Genomic DNA, 17,861 nt, shown 5'->3' on the forward strand with positions numbered 1-17,861 from the left:
TTATGGGTCCTTTCATCCAGATCGGTGACGCAGGCTTTACCGGTTTTTCCCCCCAGCCTAAAGAAAAAGTAGAAAATAAAGTAACCGGTTGGCATCGAGATATGTATGCGATGGTTCCGAGGGGCAACGATTATCAAATTCCAAGGCAAGTCCTGGCGCTTTCTTATTTGGAAGATATGAACGACGAGAACGGGCCTCTTCGCGTACTGCCACACACTCATCGGAGGGAGGCCGTGCTGCAAAGGCATGAAAGGGGGATTCCTCATCCCGATGAATTAAAGCTTGATATGAAGGCCGGAGATGTAATCGTATTCTCGGGAATATTGCATACGGGCAGCCATAACACTTCTCCGGATAGATTTCGGATCTTGATGGGCGGCATGTATACGAATGTCTGGTATCGGCCGAATTGCAATTTTGATGGCCCGAATATCAAGACGCTGATTCGAGAAGCTGCCGCAAGGAACGACCGCCGCATGCTGCGCTTGCTCGGCAATTATGGACAGGTGGAAAAAAACAGAACCAATTCGGGCTTTACAATACCAACGGAGCAGCAGTGGCAGGATTGGATAGCGGAAGATAATGCGGCACTGATCGGACCTGCAGATTGGTGGCAAGACTTCGTTAAACGAATTTTGGCTCCAAGTTCAATGTAAAGGGGGTGACGTATTTGACAGAGTTGCTCAACCTGTCCGAGCATATAGCGGAATTTAAGGAAAACGGCTATACCGTATTTCAGCAATTGTTCGATCAGAAACAGATTGCGTATTGGAAAGAGAAATGCCTGCAAATTCGTGAAGAATTGTTCGGAGATGTAGATCAGTGGGTCTATCTCGTAAGAGATATGGTGGAACGGTATCCGGCTCTTATGCTTCCGCTAACGGCCAATCCGACCATACTCGATTTTATCGAATCGGTCATGGGGCCGCAAATTCAAATCGGCGATGCGAATTTGAACGTATTTTCTCCGATAGCGAAGGAAGAGGCAGCGAACAAGGTGATCGGATGGCATCGCGATATGTACGCCTTCGTACCGACAAGCACGGATTATCAAACGCCTCGGCAAATTTTGGCGCTTACTTATCTGGAAGATATGACGGAGGAGACCGGACCTCTTCGGGTCCTTCCTGGAACGCACCGGAAGCCGATGGTGATTCCTCCTGAAGAAAAAGGAAAGCCCAACCCGGATGAAGTGGTGCTTTCGCTGAAGTCTGGCGATGTCATTATATTTTCCGGACTTCTTCACTCTGGAAGCTATAACACCTCCGATAGGTACCGATTGTTGTTGGGAGGCATGTATACCTACACTTGGTACAAACCGGATTGCAACTTCGACGGGCCGAATATAAGTCAGCTTATCAAGGAAGCTGCGGAAAGAAATGACCGTCGCATGCTGCGATTATTCGGCGGACATAGCCACATTGAGAGAGGCAGAGCCAATTCCGGATTTACCCAGCTGGATGAAACCCATTGGAAGGAATGGATCGCGCAGGACAAAGCGGAGCTTAAAGGCGATCCCGATTGGTGGAGAGCTCCTCTAGGGACCTTACCCGTTTAGAGTCAGAGAAAGAACAAGCAAGGGAATCAGAAAACGCGAGCGGTGAGGTTAAAACCATGAAAAAAGTCATGATGGGCAAATGCGAATTTGAGCTAGACGGTAAGTACATAACGGAGATGAGAGACTCGAACGACATTCTTGGCGATACCGAAGCGCTTAGGAAACGTATGCAGGAAGACGGGTACTTATTGATTCGCGGACTCCATAACCGTGAAGAAGTGCTTGATGCAAGAATGGAAGCGCTTCAAATCCTGCATGAAAGAGGCAAGCTTGACCCCAATTATCCTCTTGAAGAGGGGGTAATTGCACCGGGCAAAGGGGGTGGAATATATACCAACAAGAAGCTGCCGAAACTTGTAAAGGTAGTGGAAGGCCCCCGCATTATGGGCTTTTTCGATCGTTTTCTAGGCGGGGAATGCTTAACGTACGATTTCAAATGGGCCCGGAACGTGTCGCATGGAGAAAGTTCACCCGCACATTATGATATCGTCTATATGGGGCGCGGAACGAAAAATTTGTATACCTGCTGGACTCCGCTTTGCGATATTTCTTATGAGATGGGCGGAGTCAGCGTTTGCCTCGGATCCCACCATTTCGAGAAGATCAAACAAACTTACGGGCGTATGGATGTGGATAGCGATCGCGACGACATATCCGGAGAAGGCTTCTCTAACGATCCGCTGGAAATGGTCGACAAATTTGGCGGACGATGGGCGACAACCGAATTCAAAGCGGGCGATGCCCTTATATTCGGCATGTATTTGATGCATGGATCCTTGACGAATACGACCAACCAATTCAGATTAAGTGTTGATACCCGTTATCAGCTCCGATCGGATCCGGTGGATGAGAGATGGGTAGGAGAAAGTCCGAAAGGGCACTATCGTACCGGCAAGATCGGGATGAAAGAAGCCAGGGATAAGTGGGGGATTTAGCTATGGCCACAAATCCCCGTTTCTATCGGTGGCACTTGATGAAAGTATTACATCAAAAGGGAGATGGTTTCCAATGCGAACGCTGCAGGAGCATATCGAAGATTTCCATGCACGGGGCTTTACAGTACTGGAGCAAGTATTGACACAAGAGGAAGTAAATGATCTGAGAGAAAATGTAGAGAAAGCTTTCTCAGAACCACCGGATCCTGTATATAACTCTGACATATTACGCCTTAGAATGTTCGAACAGGGAGAGGTATTCGAGGAATTACTCGATCAACCTTTCGTTAACGACTTTGCTGAAGCCGTTCTGGGGAGAAATTGTCATATTTTTGGGATGACTTCGATTAAGACCCCGAGAGGTACTGGAATTGACAATTGGCATGTGGATGAGGAACTGCACCTTCCGATACCGGAAGGAGTGGAGTTGGATCCGCGAATACAAATTCCGATATACCACTTTACTTGTATTTATTATCTGGTCGATGTAACCGAAGATATGGGTCCTACCCAATTGATTCCGGGAAGCCACCGCAGCGGCAGCCATCCGAATCCGAAGGAAGACCCCCCTATATATAAAGGAACTGGAGTACACTCGGTACTGGCGAAAGCGGGCGATTGTCTCATATTCTCCGGACAAACGTGGCATCGTGGCGCTAAGAATGTAAGCGATAATCCTCGGATCGTGCAACAGGTTCACTATGGCAGGCGTTGGGTTTCGCAAAGGTTTTATCCGTTTGTGAACTATCAGCTGCCGCAAGATGTTATCGATCGCGCAAACCCACGCAGAAAGAGACTTCTAGGACTTCATAGACCGGGACCATACGGATAAAAGGAATGAAATCACATGAAATATAGAACAGTCGGAAACAGCGGGTTGAAGGTGAGCGAGATTTCGCTCGGTTCTTACATAACATTCGGCTCCATGGTTAGGGAATCGGACGCCGTTCGAATCCTGCACAGAGCGTTAGACCTTGGGATCAACAGCTTCGATACGGCCGATTACTATCAGTACGGCGAGGCGGAGACGATCATTGGCAAAGCGCTCAAGCCGATTGAACGGTCTCGTTGCGTATTGGCCACCAAAGCGTTCTTTCCGATGAGCGACGATCCGAACGACCGAGGGCTGTCTCGTAAGCATTTGGTGGAATCGTGCGAGAAGAGCCTGCGACGTCTGCAAACAGACTACGTAGATATTTTTTACTTGCACAGGTTCGATCATGATACTCCTTTGGAGGAAACGCTAAGAACCGTAAGCGATTTGATAAGGCAGGGCAAAGTACTGTATTGGGGAGTCAGCAAATGGACAGAGGAGCAGATGACGGAGGCGGCCGAATTGGGACGACAAATCGGTCTGCCGCCCATGATTGCTCATCAGTTGGAGTACAATTATTTTTACCGGGGAATAGAAGAATCGATGCTGTCATTCGGAAGCCGGCAAGGCATCGGACATTTCGCCTTTTCGCCTCTGGCAGAAGGGGTGGCAACAGGAAAGTATTCGAATCCGGAAGCTCTTGCGACTTCTCGGGGCTATACCGATTATGTACAACAAATGGGACATCTTTCTGCCGAAAAGATAGCTTGTGCCGACCGAATCCGGCGTTATGCCGAAGAAATTGGAATGGAACCAGCCAGGCTGGCATTGGCCTGGGTTCTTAGGCATGGCAATATCGCCAGTGCTGTAGTCGGAGTCACCCTTTTGGAACAGCTGGAAGAGAACGTCAAGGCTTCCGGCTGCCATATCGATGACGAGATCCTAAATCATCTTGAAAGCTTGCTGAAGGGATAATCCTTAATCAAATTGTACAGCGCTCGAATTATGAGAATGCTGTACTTTTTTTCAGAACAGTAATTTAAAGGCAGGAGAGATCGCATGATTGGATTTAATGGCTTGGATATGGGGCTTGGAAACCTGGCGAGGGTATCAAACGCCAAAACTCGTTCGATTAGTGCTGAAAACTTCACTGGAGAAAAAGGAAAGGGCGGCATGGCAACGGAAGGGACCGGAGCCAGAAGCGCACGTGATTTAGGAGTAGGTTGGAAAGTATCTCCTTCGGTAGAAATTCCGGCGGGGTCTACATTCACACTGGCAGAAATTGATGGACCAGGTGCTATTCAGCATATTTGGTTGACCTGCTCTCCCGGACATTGGCGTAATCTGATTATTCGTATGTATTGGGATAACGAAGAGGAACCTTCCGTAGAGGTGCCAGCAGGAGATTTCTTCTGCAATGGGTGGCAGGAACGATGTAACGTCAACTCCTTCCCGATTGCGGTCAATCCTGCCGGAGGAATGAATAGTTATTGGCAAATGCCGTTTAGAAAGACTGCCAAAATAACAGCGGAAAACCTCGGACTTGATAAAGTTACTCTCTACTATCAAATTGATTACACATTGACAGATGTACCAGACGATATAGCCTATTTCCATGCCCAGTGGAGAAGAAGCAATCCCGTTGCATCTAAGGATGTTCATACGATCCTGGACGGCGTCAAGGGCAAGGGTCATTATGTCGGTACTTACTTGGCCTGGCAGGTTAATAACACGGGTTGGTGGGGAGAAGGAGAAATCAAATTCTATCTGGACGGAGATATGGAATATCCGACGATTTGCGGCACCGGAACGGAGGATTACTTCGGCGGTGCTTGGAACTGGGAGCACCCGAAAGGAGAATATGGCACGTATTCCACTGCTTTCTTGGGCATGCACCAGGTAATAAAGCCTGACGGTTTATACCGCAGCCAACAACGATTCGGCATGTATCGATGGCATGTTCTAGACCCTATCCGATTCGAAGAAGATCTGAGGGTAACGATCCAAGACCTGGGATGGAGAACCGGCGGAAGATATTTGCCGCAGCAAAGCGATATATCGTCAACCGCGATTTGGTACCAGCTGGAGCCGCACAATTCCTTCCCGATTCTACCAAGCAACGATGATCGTGAAGTGATTTAGACCTAATATTGCTGATGTATACCAGATGGGGTGAGAAGATGAGCAAAAAATTAAAAGTTGGCATAGTAGGAACTGGAAATATTTGCAAATCTCTCCATATCCGTGCGTGGACGGAGCATCCTGAAACGGAAGTGATCGCACTTTGCGACATTGTCAAAGAAAAGGCAGAGAAATTAGCAGCACAATATGATGTTTCAGTAGTTACGAATGATTACCGGGACCTTTTGGAAATGCAAGATATCGATATCATTGATATTTGCACCTCTAATATATACCATTCCGAGGTGGCGATTGCGGCTCTACAAGCAGGCAAGCATGTATTTTGCGAAAAACCCGATGATATTAACCCGGAGCAAGCGAGGAAGATGGCTGATGCGGCTAAAAACAACAATTGCAGGCTGATGGTGATGCGCAATAATCGATTCCGGCCGGAGACGCAGTATATTAAACAATTTGTGGATGCAGGTCATGCGGGAGAAATCTATACCGGACGCTGCGGTTGGGTGCGCACCCGAGGTATTCCCGGTCGGGGCGGATGGTTTACGAATAAAGAGATCTCAGGCGGAGGACCGCTAATAGATCTCGGCGTGCATTTTATTGATTTGGCCATGTGGTTTATGGGAAATCCAAAGCCGGTGGCGGTTAGCGGTGCAACCTATAGTAAGTTTGCCGACACTGCGATATCGGATTCCGAGCATAGCTACTTCGGTGAAACGAAAGAGGAAGGGACGATCGATGTAGAGGACTTGGCAACCGGGTTCATACGATTCGAGAACGGAGCAACGCTGCAAATCGAATTCAGTTGGGCTTCGAATGTTGAAGAGGAAATGACGTTTGTTGAACTCAGGGGGACGAAGGCCGGCATTATTTTAAGGAACAGCAATTTGAAATTCATAACCGAGGTCGAAGGAAAGCTATGTGATTTGATACCGCAAATCCGCAAAAAGTCAAACTCAGGTCATCATGAGAACATTTATCATTTCATCGATGTGGTACAAGGCCGTAAAGAACCGATATTTGTACCGGAGAACGGTGTGGATATGATTACGGTATTGAGTGCTATTTACGAATCTGCCCGCATCGGTGCGGAAGTGAGACTGTAACCATTTGATAAAGAAAGGGGATGTTGCACAATGATTCAAATTAAAGGTTTACAACGCTTGGAGGAAACGATTCAAAGAACGGGCGGCTCGGGTGACAATTGGCATATGACATGGGCTGGCAACGATGCCGTATTCACTTCTTTGTGTGACGGCAAGGGATGGACTGATATTGCCGGCCATACAGGCAAGGATTATAACTCGCGTGTGTTTAGTTTTGAGGGCACACCCGAACAGACGGTTTTCCGCCATCTTGAAGGATTTCCGGATCTGCAGAATGAATGGGGCACTCGGTTGGCCAGCCGTTATTACGGCTTCGGGATTTTAGCTCTCGATCATAACATCTACCATTTCATGAGCACCCCTAACCATCCTTTTTTTGAGAAGCCGGAGCCGCGGTTTGTGGGTGCGAAGCTGATCTACTCCCCCGACCTTGGACAATCCTGGAAGAATCAAGACGGGTCATCGGTAGTATGGGAATCGTGGGAAGAACGCAATCGTGAAAATATGGCCTTCTTTTGCGAACCGGATGATGCCTTCTCGTTGATAACTGTATTGCAGATGGGCAAAAATTACGAGCATAACCGGGATGGATTCGTGTATCTTTATGCACCGAACGGTAATACGGAAGGAACCATGAATCAATTGGCGCTTTGCCGCGTTCCTAAAGATAAGATACTCGATCGTTCAGCATATGATTTCTTCGTTTCCCTCCGGGCGGACGGCTCCGCCGTCTGGAGTTCGCGCATTGAGGAACGCGGCGTGGTGCACACCTTTCCTTCCGGTTGGGTGAACACGAAATTACATCCATACGCTTGGCATCCCAGTGTCGTATACAACGCAGGGCTCGATGTGTATATGATGGCGAATTGGGGTATGGGGATAGATGAGAAAGGGGAATGGTTTGCCAAGCCAAGTTACTTGGGGGTTTGGATCGCCGAGCAGCCGTGGGGGCCGTGGTCGCAAATCCATGAGGAAACGGCTTGGACTCCGGCAGGCGATGAGAAAGCCAGAGCGTATCAGCCGCAAATTGCTCCCTCTTGGATAGCGGAAGATGGTAAATCCTTTTATCTCGTATGGACGGATTTTCAAACGATCGACAAAGAAAAGCCCTACTACTGCTTTAATTGCCAAAAAGTGAACATTATCTTATAAATGGTTTCAAAGATTAAACGATAGTGTGCATGGTGAAAACGAGTGAACTGTAAGGGAGCACATTGGAGGTTTTGATGATGGCTAAGGCTTATGTCGAGCAATTCGAAAAAGACGGGTATGTTGTCATTCCAGATATGTTGGATCCTCATTTGGTTGCCGAGCTTAAAGAACATGTCGAGTGGCTTGACCGAAAATATCCAGACCGGCGCGAAACGGCCGACCACAATTTAGTGCGGTACGATCCTTTCTGGCTTAGATTGGCGGGCGACGCAAGAATGTTGGATATTGCGGAGCAATTTATCGGCCCGAATATCGCGTTGTTCGCATCCAGTTATTTCACCAAAAAACCGTTTGTAGGTCAACCGGTTCTCTGGCATCAAGATGGGGTATATTGGCCGCTTGATCCAGTAGAAGTTGTAACCTTATGGGTGGCTGTCGACGATTCTACGACAGAAAACGGTTGTTTGCGAGTTATTCCCGGCACGCATAAATTGGATTTGAAGGAGTGGCATGTCAACACGGAGGTGCCTAACCCGCTTGAATCTCAAATCGATCTGAAATACGTGGATGAGTCTCGCGCCGTGGATCTTATTTTGAAAGCGGGCGACGTGTCGATCCATCATCCGAACATCATTCATGGATCCAACCCGAATCGCTCATCCAAACGCAGATGCGGATTGACTTTCCGTTATATTCCCACGACAACCCGAATCACTGCACAGCCTTGGACTTGCCAATTCCTTCTGAGGGGAAAGGAAGTCGGAGGTATCAATACATATTTACCATTCCCCAAATTTGTCGAAGGTGACTGTATGTCATTTTCCGGTAAAGAGGCATGGACGTAAACATGGTATTTGGAAATAGACGGTTGATATTTCCCGAAAATATAGTTCCTAACGGAGAAAAAAAGTGGCCAAGATGGGTCGTCGGTCGTATGGGAATCATGGGAAGACAAATTTTACAACCAATTCAGGAGGTGCTTTTGTATGGAAAAGATTCGCTTTTTGATGATTGGCGTCGGTGGGATGGGTAGAACCCATATTCGCAGACTGTTAAAAGTGCCGGAAGCGGAAATCATCGCGTTCGCGGACCCGTCCGAGGCGGCGGTTGAACAAACGAAATTGCGTTTTCCGGAGCTTTCAGGCGTAGCAGTATTTACGGATTACCAGGAAGCGATAGCCAAGTCAGGCGCCGATGCCGCCGTGATCGTGTCGCCGCACAGCATGCACTTTGAGCAAGGAATGGCTTGCTTGGAAGGCGGCTTGCACGTGCTTATGGAGAAGCCGTTTGTTGACGGATCCGAGAATGCGGCACGCATAATCGCTCAAGCGGAAACGCGGAACAAGCATCTCGCCGTCGCTTATCAGCGCCACTTACAAGGGCCTTATATTTATATTCGGAATTTGATCCAAAACGGTGAAATAGGAAAAATTAATTACATTTGCGCGTATCAGGCACAGAGCTGGCTAAATGGCTCGACCGGCACGTGGCGGCAAGATCTGGCCTTGTCATGTGGTGGACAGCTTAACGATTCCGGCAGCCATCTGCTCGATGTCGTGCTGTGGGTGACCGGTCTCGAGCCGGAAAGCGTGTCCGCCTTCATCGACAATCGGGGGACGCAGGTCGATATCGATTCCGCGGTTACGGTCCGTTTCCGAGGCGGCGCGATTGCAACATTTAACGTTGTGGGAAGCGCCTCGATCGGTTGGCATGAAGACGTATCCATTCACGGTGACAAGGGAACGGTGCTGTTCCGCAACGAGCAAATCTTCGTCGCCAAGGAAGGTCAGCGGGAGATCGTCGAAGTGACGGATGAGCTTCCGGCTTCAAGCGACCCGAACCGTGACTTTGTTGATCTAATCCTCGGCAAAGTAAGTGAAGCCGCAGCTCCTTCGAGCTGCGGCTTGCGAATTGCGCGTCTGACTGAAGCGGCATGGAGAAGCGCTGCAAACGGCAGCCAAGTAATCCGCCTGTAACTGGGCAAGCCGTTCTTAATTGGGATTCATTCGGGAGACCGTCGAACAGCGGCCTCCCAAAAAAGAAAGATTTAATTCGAATGGGGGAGCCACGGATGAAATTGGGGACTTGTCTGCCGCATGACGAGAGCGTCTTCGTAAACGGCGCATTCAGCATCGAAAAATCGGTTGAGTCGCTTGCCCGCGAGAACATTACGCTTACCATGACCAACTTTCCCAAAGAAGAATCGGATTGGGAAAGCGGTTCGACGCGACTGTCGCGAGCATTGCAGAAATCAGGCGTTTCGTTGGCCGAGTACAATCCCAGCATGACGCTGCAGCCACTCGAACGAGGCCAATGCAGGCCGCTTGCGGAATCGCTCGTGAAGCAAATGTCCATTGCGGAACAGATCGGCTGCTTGAATTTGGCGATCTGCGTAGGCGGCTACAACGATTACGGTCCGCATCATCGTAACCGGACGCGCGAATCATGGGAGCTGTTGAAAGAAACGTGCCTTATGATTGCGGATAAAGCTACCAAACAACGGCTTCGTTCCAGAATTTTGATTGAAATGGTATATACGAGCGTCGTTCGGACGCCGGAGGAGCTTGCATCGATTATTGGCGAGATCGGCAGTCCCCACATTCAGGGACATATGGATATCGCAAACTGCTTGAGTTTTGACAACATTTACGATCATAGCGGATATATCAGAAGCGCGTTTGCCGTATTGGAGAACTGTATCTGGTCAGTGCATCTTAAGGACCTGGCACCGGGGGAGTCCTACCTTCCTTGCATCGAGCAGAGAAAACCCGGCAACGGCGTGTTCGATTTCGACACCTACCTAGACTGCATATCGCGTTTGCCGAATGGTACGCCTGCCATGATCGAGCATCTTGTCAGGCTGGAAGATATCAAACAGGCTTACGAGCATGTCCAGTCCGTCGCACGAGAAAGAGGCATCCCAATCGAGAATGTATCCTAATCTATTCCATTTAAAGAGGTGACTGCCGATGTCAGAACGGACTTTACGAATCGCCGGTATCGGATGCGGTCCGATGGGTGCCTTGCATTATTCGACGATCGGGAAAATACCGGGGCTTGAACTGACTGCCCTCTGTGATGTCGATCAGTCAAAATTATCGCAATTGGCGTTGAAGTTGGGCGTCGAACAGACGTTTGCCGACTTCAGGCTCATGCTCGACGAGATCGTCCCCGATGCCGTAGCGGTGATCGGGCCACCTTCTCTGCATGTGCTTGTGGCTGAAGCTTGCCTCCAACGGCAAATTCCATTTTTGTCTGAGAAGCCTATCGCCTTGACGAACGAAGACGCCATTAGCTTGGAACAGCTTGCGGATAAGTATGGCGACTGCGGTCAAGTCGGATATACGAGCCGGTATTCGCCCGCCCAGCGGTTGGCCAAAAACGTGTCCGGTTCGGCCGGATTCGGTAAAATCAGTTATGTCGCGACGACCCACTTGACGTGCAGCAATATCGGAACGGCATCGGTATGGGGGACTGCCACCCGCGCGGAAGGGTTGATCCATGCCCATGGCGTGCACGCCATCGATCTATGGCGTTTTTTCGGCGGCAATCCGGACGTCGTATCCGCTTCGATAACCGGGGACCGAACCGATTCGAACGACGGGTTTATTTCGGTGCTGGCCTATGTCCGGTCTGCTGACGGACCGCACGGCACGATTCATATCAAGGAATCTTCCTCCCATAATGGGGACATCAACGCCGACATCATGGGCGAGTATTCGCGAATTTATGTCGAGGATAACAAAAACGTCCGTTACGAACGTTATGGCGCAAGAGACGGCGATTGGGTCAGATCGGCTATGGCCGATGATGTGCTTGGGTCCGGTCCTGACATCGTCCTTCCTGACCAACCGATCGGTTTTTTTATGGGCCATGGGCTTCAGTCGCTTTCTTACGAGGACTATTTCCGCTTTGAATGGCTCGCGTTCGCGCAAAGCATACGAACGGGCAAGCTTTTCACCCCTTCGGTGAAGGAAGGCTGCAGAACCGTTTACTTGACGAACGCGATTATTGAAAGCATCAGACGAGGTGGCGAGTTCATAACCGTACCTTACACGTAATGCAAAAAATGTTGTCAGTTTGTTTCCAACACCCTACATGAAAAGACGGCAACTTCAGATAATTAGAGTCTACGCGGGTTCTTACGACACACTGCTGTTATTGACGGGCAGAGTGAGCACCTTTTATGAACAACAATAAATCAGTTAATTGAGATATCCGATTAGCACTTATTGAGAAGGGGCCGAACATAAAATGGAACAGTACGTGTAAGTCGCCGATCTTATACGTCTATCCGTTTTTGCAGCTTTATTTATTGTAACGCTTTTGAGGGGGGACGTGACTTGAGCATCCGGCATTTGGAAAAGCGAACGATTTCGTTGCACGACGTCAAGCATCAATTCAAGTCATTTGTTTACGAAATTTCCGAGAAGGAGTTTGAAAAAGGAGACCGAGCTCGCGATGGGATTTCTGACACTAAGCAACTGGAAGCACGCAATAAATGGATGCGCGAGAAGTTCATCGAATCGATGGGCGGGTTACCCTCTCTCGGCGAACCGCTGAACTCTAAGGTCATGGGCGTTGTTAGGGGCGAAGGATATCGAATTGAGAAGATAKTTTTCGAGTCTCGCCCTTCGGTTTATGTGACTTCCAACCTATATATTCCGGATTCGGTAAAGACGCCGACAGGAGCCGTGCTTTTCTTGTGCGGGCATCACGATCAGGCGAAGCATGCTGAAGAGTATCAAATCGTGTGCCAATATCTGGTCAATGCTGGGCTGATCGTATTAGCGGTGGATCCGGTCGGTCAGGGCGAACGCTTCAGTTACTATGAGCCACAATGGAAAAAGTCAATTGTACGATGCGGAACGCAAGAGCACGATTATGCCGGAAGCCAATGCTTGCCGCTAGGAGACGGTATCGCCCGATATTTTGTCCATGACGCGATGCGTGCCGTCGATTATTTGATCAGCAGACCGGAAGTCGATGCGCAGAATATCGGGGTTACCGGCAATTCAGGCGGGGGGACGCAAACTTCTCTAATGATGATGTGCGATCCGCGGATAGCTGCGGCTGCTCCGGCAACTTTTGTGATGAACCGGCAAACTTATTTATACACCAATCAGGCACAGGACGCCGAACAAATTTGGAACGGGATGACCAAACTCGGCTTTGATCATGAGGATATTCTGATGCAGATGGCACCGCGTCCAGTTCTAGTGCTGGCCGCCACCTACGATTTTTTCCCGATCGAGGGCACACGAAGAACCGTTGAACGAACCAAGCGTTTCTGGGACATGTATGAACGCTTAGATGCTATGGGCTTATATGAGGAGGCGATCGATCATCGCTACAGTCCTGCAATGGCCCAGGAGGCAGCCGCATTTTTTGCCAAGCATTTGTCGGGGAAAGCTGTTTCGCTCAGCAGGCGTCAGATTAAACCTTTTCCTCCCGCGGAATTAATGTGCTGTAAATCCGGGCAAATTCGCGGGGAATTCAATGACTCGCGCGGGGTTCATGAAGAAAATTCGGATCGTCTGGGCGAGGTAGAGGAAAAACGCGACGGTATTCCGGATAGTGAGCGGAAAATCAAGGCGCTGCAATGGCTCACTAGCAAAGTGAGGAATAGTCGAAAAAGCCACGATTTGAATGCTCGACATGAAGTCATCGGCTTGGAAGATGAATTTATTGTATACAGCAGCTTGTGGTGGTCTCAAGAAGGTCTCCTCAATCATGCGTACACCTTCTTGGATCAGCGATTGGCTGGAGCCACTCAACCGATGCCGGCGACGATCGCGGTTTGGGACGGGGGTACTAGCAACCTGCAGGCTCACCGTTCGTGGATACGCGAAACTTGTCGCAGCGGACGCACTGTAGTCGTTCTGGATACAACGGGGATTGGACCACTGCTTCCGTATGGGTCTGAATATCGGGATCCGCTAGCCTTTTATGGAGTCATTCATAAGTTAGCAAACGACTTGCTCTGGTTGGGCGATAGCCTGGCCGCCATGCGTACATATGACGTGCTTCGAGCGGTAGAAATGATCGCCGAGTGGTCCATGTTGACTGTAGACGATCTGCAGCTTTACGGCGATGGACGGCAAGGGATCTATGCGGAACTCGCCTCTTGTCTGGAATCGCGCATTGTCCATACCCAAACAATCAATGTAATGCATAGTGTAGCCGATTGGGTCCGAATGCGTCATTACGACGAATACGATATATCAAGTATTATCATTCCCGAAATGCTTACTTATTTAGATTTGCCAGACCTAAAGAGATGGGGTTTTGTCTGTACTGACGAAACTTAATTTTGAGGAGAATCGCGATGAAGAAACGAATTAAGCTAGTATTCGTCGGAGGCGGAAGTGTCAACTGGTGCCCCGGTATCATTAAAGACATCATGCTGATTGAGGAGCTGGAAGGGATCGATTTCTACCTTCTGGATAAAAATGTGGCAAGTGCCCAGAGAATCAAACGGTTAGGGGAAAAAATGAACGCCGAATTGCAAGCGAATCATACGTTCATTGCCACTAATCGGGAAGAAGAGTCGTTTGATGGATGTGACTTCGTAATCATTTGCATTTCCACCGGGGGACTTGAAACGATGAGGCATGATATCGCCATCCCGGAGAAGTATGGGATCTACGCGACTGTCGGAGATACGGTGGGCCCCGGCGGCTGGAGTCGGAATTTACGAAATATCCCAGTATTCAACGCATTGGCAGACAAAATATCGAAGTATTCCAATGATGCCGTCGTCTTGAATTATACAAATCCGATGGCTTGTTTGACCAAATCGTTCTATGCCAGAACCAGCTTAAGGACAGTCGGATTATGTCATGGATTATTCGAGAATTATGTGATTTTACAGGAGATATTCGGACTTGAGTCCGAGGAACAATTGAATGTGAGATTTGGCGGAGTCAATCATTTTTTCTGGCTGCTGGACTTTAAAGTTAATGGGCAGGATGGGTATGCCCTACTGAGGGAAAAACTCGGAGAGAACGGTAAAATCGTCGATCTGATTAAAGGTGTGCATCGGGATGGCAAGGGCTTCAGCTCCAACAAATATTTGACGAGCGAGTTATATGAGACGTTCGGATATTTGCCTTATTTCGGAGACCGCCATACATGCGAGTTTTTGTCGAACGTGATTTCTGGCAGCGAGAACAGGCTGGAGCAATATCGCATTCACAGAACGACAGTGGATGAAAGGCTGGCATCGTTCAACAAACGCGAAGCGGAAGTGACGGCTATGATTGAAGGCTCAGGGAAAATTCGATACAAACGTTCAAGAGAAACGGCTGCCGATATCATCGAAGCCTTCGTCTGTAACAAGGAATTTATCGATGTGATCAATGTTCCTAACATTGGACAAATCCCCAGCTTACCGTTTGGCGGCATCGTAGAAACACTCGGGGTCATCAACCCGCTAGGTTTTACACCTCTCACAGCTGGACCGTTGCCTGATTCGTTGAACAGGCTTGTTCTACCACACTTGGAGAATTCGGAAACGATTTATCAGGCGGCTACGGAGGGTGACTTTGAATTGTCTCTACAAGCATTATATAACGATCCTTCTTGCAGTCATTTGGATTACAGCAGCATAAGGAAGATGGCGGAAGAGTTAATGCAAGCAAATCAATCATTTTTGCCTCAATTCTAGATTGATGAACATACGTCTAGGGGTTGAGACACGGTGAGATTTCCAGCTGAAAGAAAAGGTGGAGTAGAACATGAGTCTCTATAAGCCTACGCCTGAAGAAGCGGAATTTATCGCCCGTACGATGTATCGCTACGATCAGGTGGCGCAAGAACGCGCAGCGAGTATTGAAGATGTTGATGATGTAGCTATAAGACGCTATAAGCGAGATGGGTTTCTCATCGCAGACCGGGTATTCACGGATCAGGAGGTCGCGGATGCCAAGCAGGAGATATCGGACATCATACAAGGCAAAATCGAGGGGCCAAAAGTCCAGTTTGAAGGGAAGCTTAACGATTTGCATACTCCCGAGGAAAGAGAACTGGCAGTGCGAAAAATCCATGATTTTGTCGACTATGCGCCCGCCTTGCGAAAAATCGCCTTCCATCTGGGAGTTCAGAATGTGTTGAGTCGTATTTTCGGAGAAGAAGCAAAATTGTTGGACAGTCAGGGTCTGATCAAGCCCCCTCGTGGCGGAGTTGAGAAACCGTGGCACCAGGATATGGCTTATGGTTCACTGGATTATCGGAAAGAAATTGCAGGCATCTGGGTTGCCCTTGATGAAGCAGGGATTGACAATGGTTGCATGCATGTCATTCCCGGAACCCATGTCAAAGGTTGTATTCCACATTATGCCGTGAGGGATTGGCAAATATGCGACAGCCATGTCGATGTTTCGGGAGATGTTGTAGCTCCGCTCAAACCGGGGGGCGTGCTGTTCTTCTCGGGCTTGCTGGTGCACGGCACTCCGCCGAATTTATCCGAAAAAAGACGTCGGGCCGTTCAGTTCCGGTATGCTCCCGCATCCGCTGAGCCGATGACCAAAGCGGAATATAAACTGCTGTTCACGAACGAAATGACCGGATATGAATGCTAGCTATAGTTGAATGACTACACCGTCCTAATTAATTGATGTTGTAAATCGTGCTGAATCTAAGTGGAACGCGGTGAGAAGCCGAATTATGCGAATAACGTCTGAAATGGAGCTGATGACATGATACGTGTAACGGTATGGAACGAATTTTTGCATGAGAAAAAAAATCCGCAGGTCGCGAAAAACTATCCGTATGGCATCCACGGCGCGTTGGCGGAAGGGCTGCTAGCGAACGGGTTCATCGTTAGAACAGCCACGCTGGAAGAACCGGAACACGGTCTAACGGAGGACGTGCTGAACAGCACTGATGTCCTCGTATGGTGGGGTCATCTGGCACATGACCGAGTGGACGATCTGATCGTAGATAAGATTCAGCAGCGTGTGCTGGACGGCATGGGCTTGATCGTATTGCATTCCGGCCACTGCTCAAAAATTTTTCGCCGTTTGATGGGAACGGGCTGCGGACTTCTGTGGCGCGAAGCCGACGAGAAGGAGCGGCTTTGGGTTGTTGATCCGGCCCATCCGATTGTAGACGGCTTGGACTTATATTTTGAGCTGGAGGAAGAAGAAATGTACGGTGAGCATTTTGATATCCCAGCACCGGATGAGCTCGTACTCGTCAGCTGGTTTGAAGGCGGGGAGGTGTTCCGAAGCGGCTGCACGTTTCATAGGGGCCGAGGGAAAGTCTTCTATTTCCGTCCGGGACACGAGACGTATCCGACATACCATAACCCGAATGTGCGAAGGGTGATCGCAAACGCGGTCCGCTGGGCGGCTCCGACGAACGGACCAAAGCTAAAATACCATCATATCCCGGTTCCATTGGAGCCGATTAAAGCGAAACGATTAGGAGAGCAGCAGCCTAATGGATAAAAAGCAAAACGATTGCGATTGAAAGCGATTTCGACGGGCTGAACAGGGGGATATTCCCGGTACCGTCATATCAATCAGCCGGACCATTAAAAAACACCGCCAATAAAAATAATAAGGCGGTGGTGTTTTTTAGGCCCGACTAAAATGCGGGAATGTGATAAAGTTCTTGTCTGTCCGGCGACACAAAGATAGATGCTTTGAGACCCCCGTAGATTGGGGATTTTTTATTTCAAAACGCATATGTTTGTGTCGCGAGGCCACAACACAAACATATGCGCATAATCGCGAATGAACTTGACCCGTATAACGTGCTCGCTACGCTCCCTCGGCAGTTTTGCAAACAGCCAAATTTAATGATAGCCGTAATTAGAATGTATTCAACTTGAGTTTAAGAAAAGCCAGTAAACTAAACTGGCTTTTCTTTTTTTTCTTGATCCTACCGAAGATATCCCCTAGACACATTTACTGTATAAAGAGAGTCTCTCGCTAAGCAAGACCGTGCCAATGGCAAAGATATAGAACTAACGATACAAAACAACCCGTGTCTTTTCCTTTCCAGAGGTCATGTGTTTCATTCGCACGGAATAAAATAGTGGAGAGAAGAGGTGGAGCGATGAGGAAAATGCCGCTTATCGGAATAACGGGTTATCATGTTACTGGAGAGGAAGGGGTCGGCGGTACCTTTCGGGGAGTGAAGGGACAAGG

At 48.9% G+C, this 17,861-nt stretch carries 16 protein-coding genes; all 16 read left to right on the forward strand.

All coding sequences use genetic code 11. The annotated features are described in order from the left end of the window. The coding region (locus tag AC1DVJ_RS27015; protein ID WP_477595258.1) for a phytanoyl-CoA dioxygenase family protein at positions 1–656 on the forward strand (656 nt) is incomplete at its 5' end. A 14-nt stretch (positions 657–670) separates the two neighbouring features. Next, positions 671–1,558 carry a phytanoyl-CoA dioxygenase family protein gene (locus AC1DVJ_RS27020; protein WP_477595260.1) on the forward strand — a complete coding sequence of 296 codons (888 nt, stop codon included), beginning with the start codon at positions 671–673 and terminating at the stop codon, positions 1,556–1,558. A 56-nt stretch (positions 1,559–1,614) separates the two neighbouring features. After that, positions 1,615–2,493, forward strand: coding sequence for a phytanoyl-CoA dioxygenase family protein (locus AC1DVJ_RS27025; protein ID WP_477595262.1), 879 nt, complete (start codon positions 1,615–1,617; stop codon positions 2,491–2,493). 73 nt (positions 2,494–2,566) lie between these two features. Then, positions 2,567–3,325 carry a phytanoyl-CoA dioxygenase family protein gene (locus tag AC1DVJ_RS27030; protein ID WP_477595264.1) on the forward strand — a complete coding sequence of 253 codons (759 nt, stop codon included), beginning with the start codon at positions 2,567–2,569 and terminating at the stop codon, positions 3,323–3,325. A gap of 15 nt (positions 3,326–3,340) precedes the next feature. Then, the gene (locus tag AC1DVJ_RS27035) at positions 3,341–4,282 is read left to right on the forward strand and encodes an aldo/keto reductase (RefSeq protein ID WP_477595266.1); all 942 of its coding nucleotides are present in this window, start codon (positions 3,341–3,343) and stop codon (positions 4,280–4,282) included. An 84-nt stretch (positions 4,283–4,366) separates the two neighbouring features. Beyond that, a complete protein-coding gene (locus AC1DVJ_RS27040; protein ID WP_477595268.1) occupies positions 4,367–5,449 on the forward strand; it encodes a glycoside hydrolase family 172 protein in 1,083 nt (360 codons plus the stop codon). A gap of 38 nt (positions 5,450–5,487) precedes the next feature. Continuing rightward, a complete protein-coding gene (locus AC1DVJ_RS27045) occupies positions 5,488–6,552 on the forward strand; it encodes a Gfo/Idh/MocA family protein (RefSeq protein WP_477595270.1) in 1,065 nt (354 codons plus the stop codon). A 30-nt stretch (positions 6,553–6,582) separates the two neighbouring features. Continuing rightward, entirely contained in the window at positions 6,583–7,704 is a 1,122-nt protein-coding gene (locus tag AC1DVJ_RS27050; protein ID WP_477595272.1) for a hypothetical protein, read from the forward strand. A gap of 77 nt (positions 7,705–7,781) precedes the next feature. Continuing rightward, positions 7,782–8,549, forward strand: coding sequence for a phytanoyl-CoA dioxygenase family protein (locus AC1DVJ_RS27055; RefSeq protein ID WP_477595274.1), 768 nt, complete (start codon positions 7,782–7,784; stop codon positions 8,547–8,549). A 141-nt stretch (positions 8,550–8,690) separates the two neighbouring features. Next, complete coding sequence (locus AC1DVJ_RS27060) at positions 8,691–9,680, forward strand: Gfo/Idh/MocA family protein (RefSeq protein WP_477595276.1); 990 nt, start codon at positions 8,691–8,693, stop codon at positions 9,678–9,680. Between the two features lie 95 nt (positions 9,681–9,775). Then, positions 9,776–10,645: a sugar phosphate isomerase/epimerase family protein gene (locus tag AC1DVJ_RS27065; protein WP_477595278.1), complete on the forward strand. Its 870-nt coding sequence runs from the start codon at positions 9,776–9,778 to the stop codon at positions 10,643–10,645. 28 nt (positions 10,646–10,673) lie between these two features. Further along, positions 10,674–11,765 (forward strand): Gfo/Idh/MocA family protein, encoded by a 1,092-nt coding sequence (locus tag AC1DVJ_RS27070; RefSeq protein WP_477595280.1) that lies wholly within the window; start codon positions 10,674–10,676, stop codon positions 11,763–11,765. Positions 11,766–12,047: 282 nt separating this feature from the next. Further along, on the forward strand, positions 12,048–14,015 hold the full coding sequence (locus AC1DVJ_RS27075) for an alpha/beta hydrolase family protein (protein ID WP_477595282.1): 1,968 nt from the start codon (positions 12,048–12,050) through the stop codon (positions 14,013–14,015). Between the two features lie 17 nt (positions 14,016–14,032). Continuing rightward, positions 14,033–15,373 (forward strand): family 4 glycosyl hydrolase, encoded by a 1,341-nt coding sequence (locus tag AC1DVJ_RS27080; protein WP_477595284.1) that lies wholly within the window; start codon positions 14,033–14,035, stop codon positions 15,371–15,373. A gap of 70 nt (positions 15,374–15,443) precedes the next feature. Continuing rightward, positions 15,444–16,286, forward strand: coding sequence for a phytanoyl-CoA dioxygenase family protein (locus tag AC1DVJ_RS27085; RefSeq protein WP_477595286.1), 843 nt, complete (start codon positions 15,444–15,446; stop codon positions 16,284–16,286). A gap of 117 nt (positions 16,287–16,403) precedes the next feature. Further along, complete coding sequence (locus AC1DVJ_RS27090) at positions 16,404–17,156, forward strand: ThuA domain-containing protein (RefSeq protein ID WP_477595288.1); 753 nt, start codon at positions 16,404–16,406, stop codon at positions 17,154–17,156. The last annotated feature ends 705 nt before the right edge of the window (positions 17,157–17,861 follow it).

Source organism: Paenibacillus sp. P4_A9, assembly GCF_056402415.1.

Bases quoted from the DNA above. Each gene is read 5' to 3' on its own strand.
- AC1DVJ_RS27040 (WP_477595268.1), top strand. From the start codon at position 4,367: ATGATTGGATTTAATGGCTTGGATATGGGGCTTGGAAACCTGGCGAGG.
- AC1DVJ_RS27045 (WP_477595270.1), top strand. From the start codon at position 5,488: ATGAGCAAAAAATTAAAAGTTGGCATAGTAGGAACTGGAAATATTTGC.
- AC1DVJ_RS27050 (WP_477595272.1), top strand. From the start codon at position 6,583: ATGATTCAAATTAAAGGTTTACAACGCTTGGAGGAAACGATTCAAAGA.
- AC1DVJ_RS27030 (WP_477595264.1), top strand. From the start codon at position 2,567: ATGCGAACGCTGCAGGAGCATATCGAAGATTTCCATGCACGGGGCTTT.
- AC1DVJ_RS27090 (WP_477595288.1), top strand. From the start codon at position 16,404: ATGATACGTGTAACGGTATGGAACGAATTTTTGCATGAGAAAAAAAAT.
- AC1DVJ_RS27065 (WP_477595278.1), top strand. From the start codon at position 9,776: ATGAAATTGGGGACTTGTCTGCCGCATGACGAGAGCGTCTTCGTAAAC.
- AC1DVJ_RS27055 (WP_477595274.1), top strand. From the start codon at position 7,782: ATGGCTAAGGCTTATGTCGAGCAATTCGAAAAAGACGGGTATGTTGTC.
- AC1DVJ_RS27080 (WP_477595284.1), top strand. From the start codon at position 14,033: ATGAAGAAACGAATTAAGCTAGTATTCGTCGGAGGCGGAAGTGTCAAC.
- AC1DVJ_RS27085 (WP_477595286.1), top strand. From the start codon at position 15,444: ATGAGTCTCTATAAGCCTACGCCTGAAGAAGCGGAATTTATCGCCCGT.
- AC1DVJ_RS27025 (WP_477595262.1), top strand. From the start codon at position 1,615: ATGAAAAAAGTCATGATGGGCAAATGCGAATTTGAGCTAGACGGTAAG.
- AC1DVJ_RS27035 (WP_477595266.1), top strand. From the start codon at position 3,341: ATGAAATATAGAACAGTCGGAAACAGCGGGTTGAAGGTGAGCGAGATT.
- AC1DVJ_RS27070 (WP_477595280.1), top strand. From the start codon at position 10,674: ATGTCAGAACGGACTTTACGAATCGCCGGTATCGGATGCGGTCCGATG.
- AC1DVJ_RS27060 (WP_477595276.1), top strand. From the start codon at position 8,691: ATGGAAAAGATTCGCTTTTTGATGATTGGCGTCGGTGGGATGGGTAGA.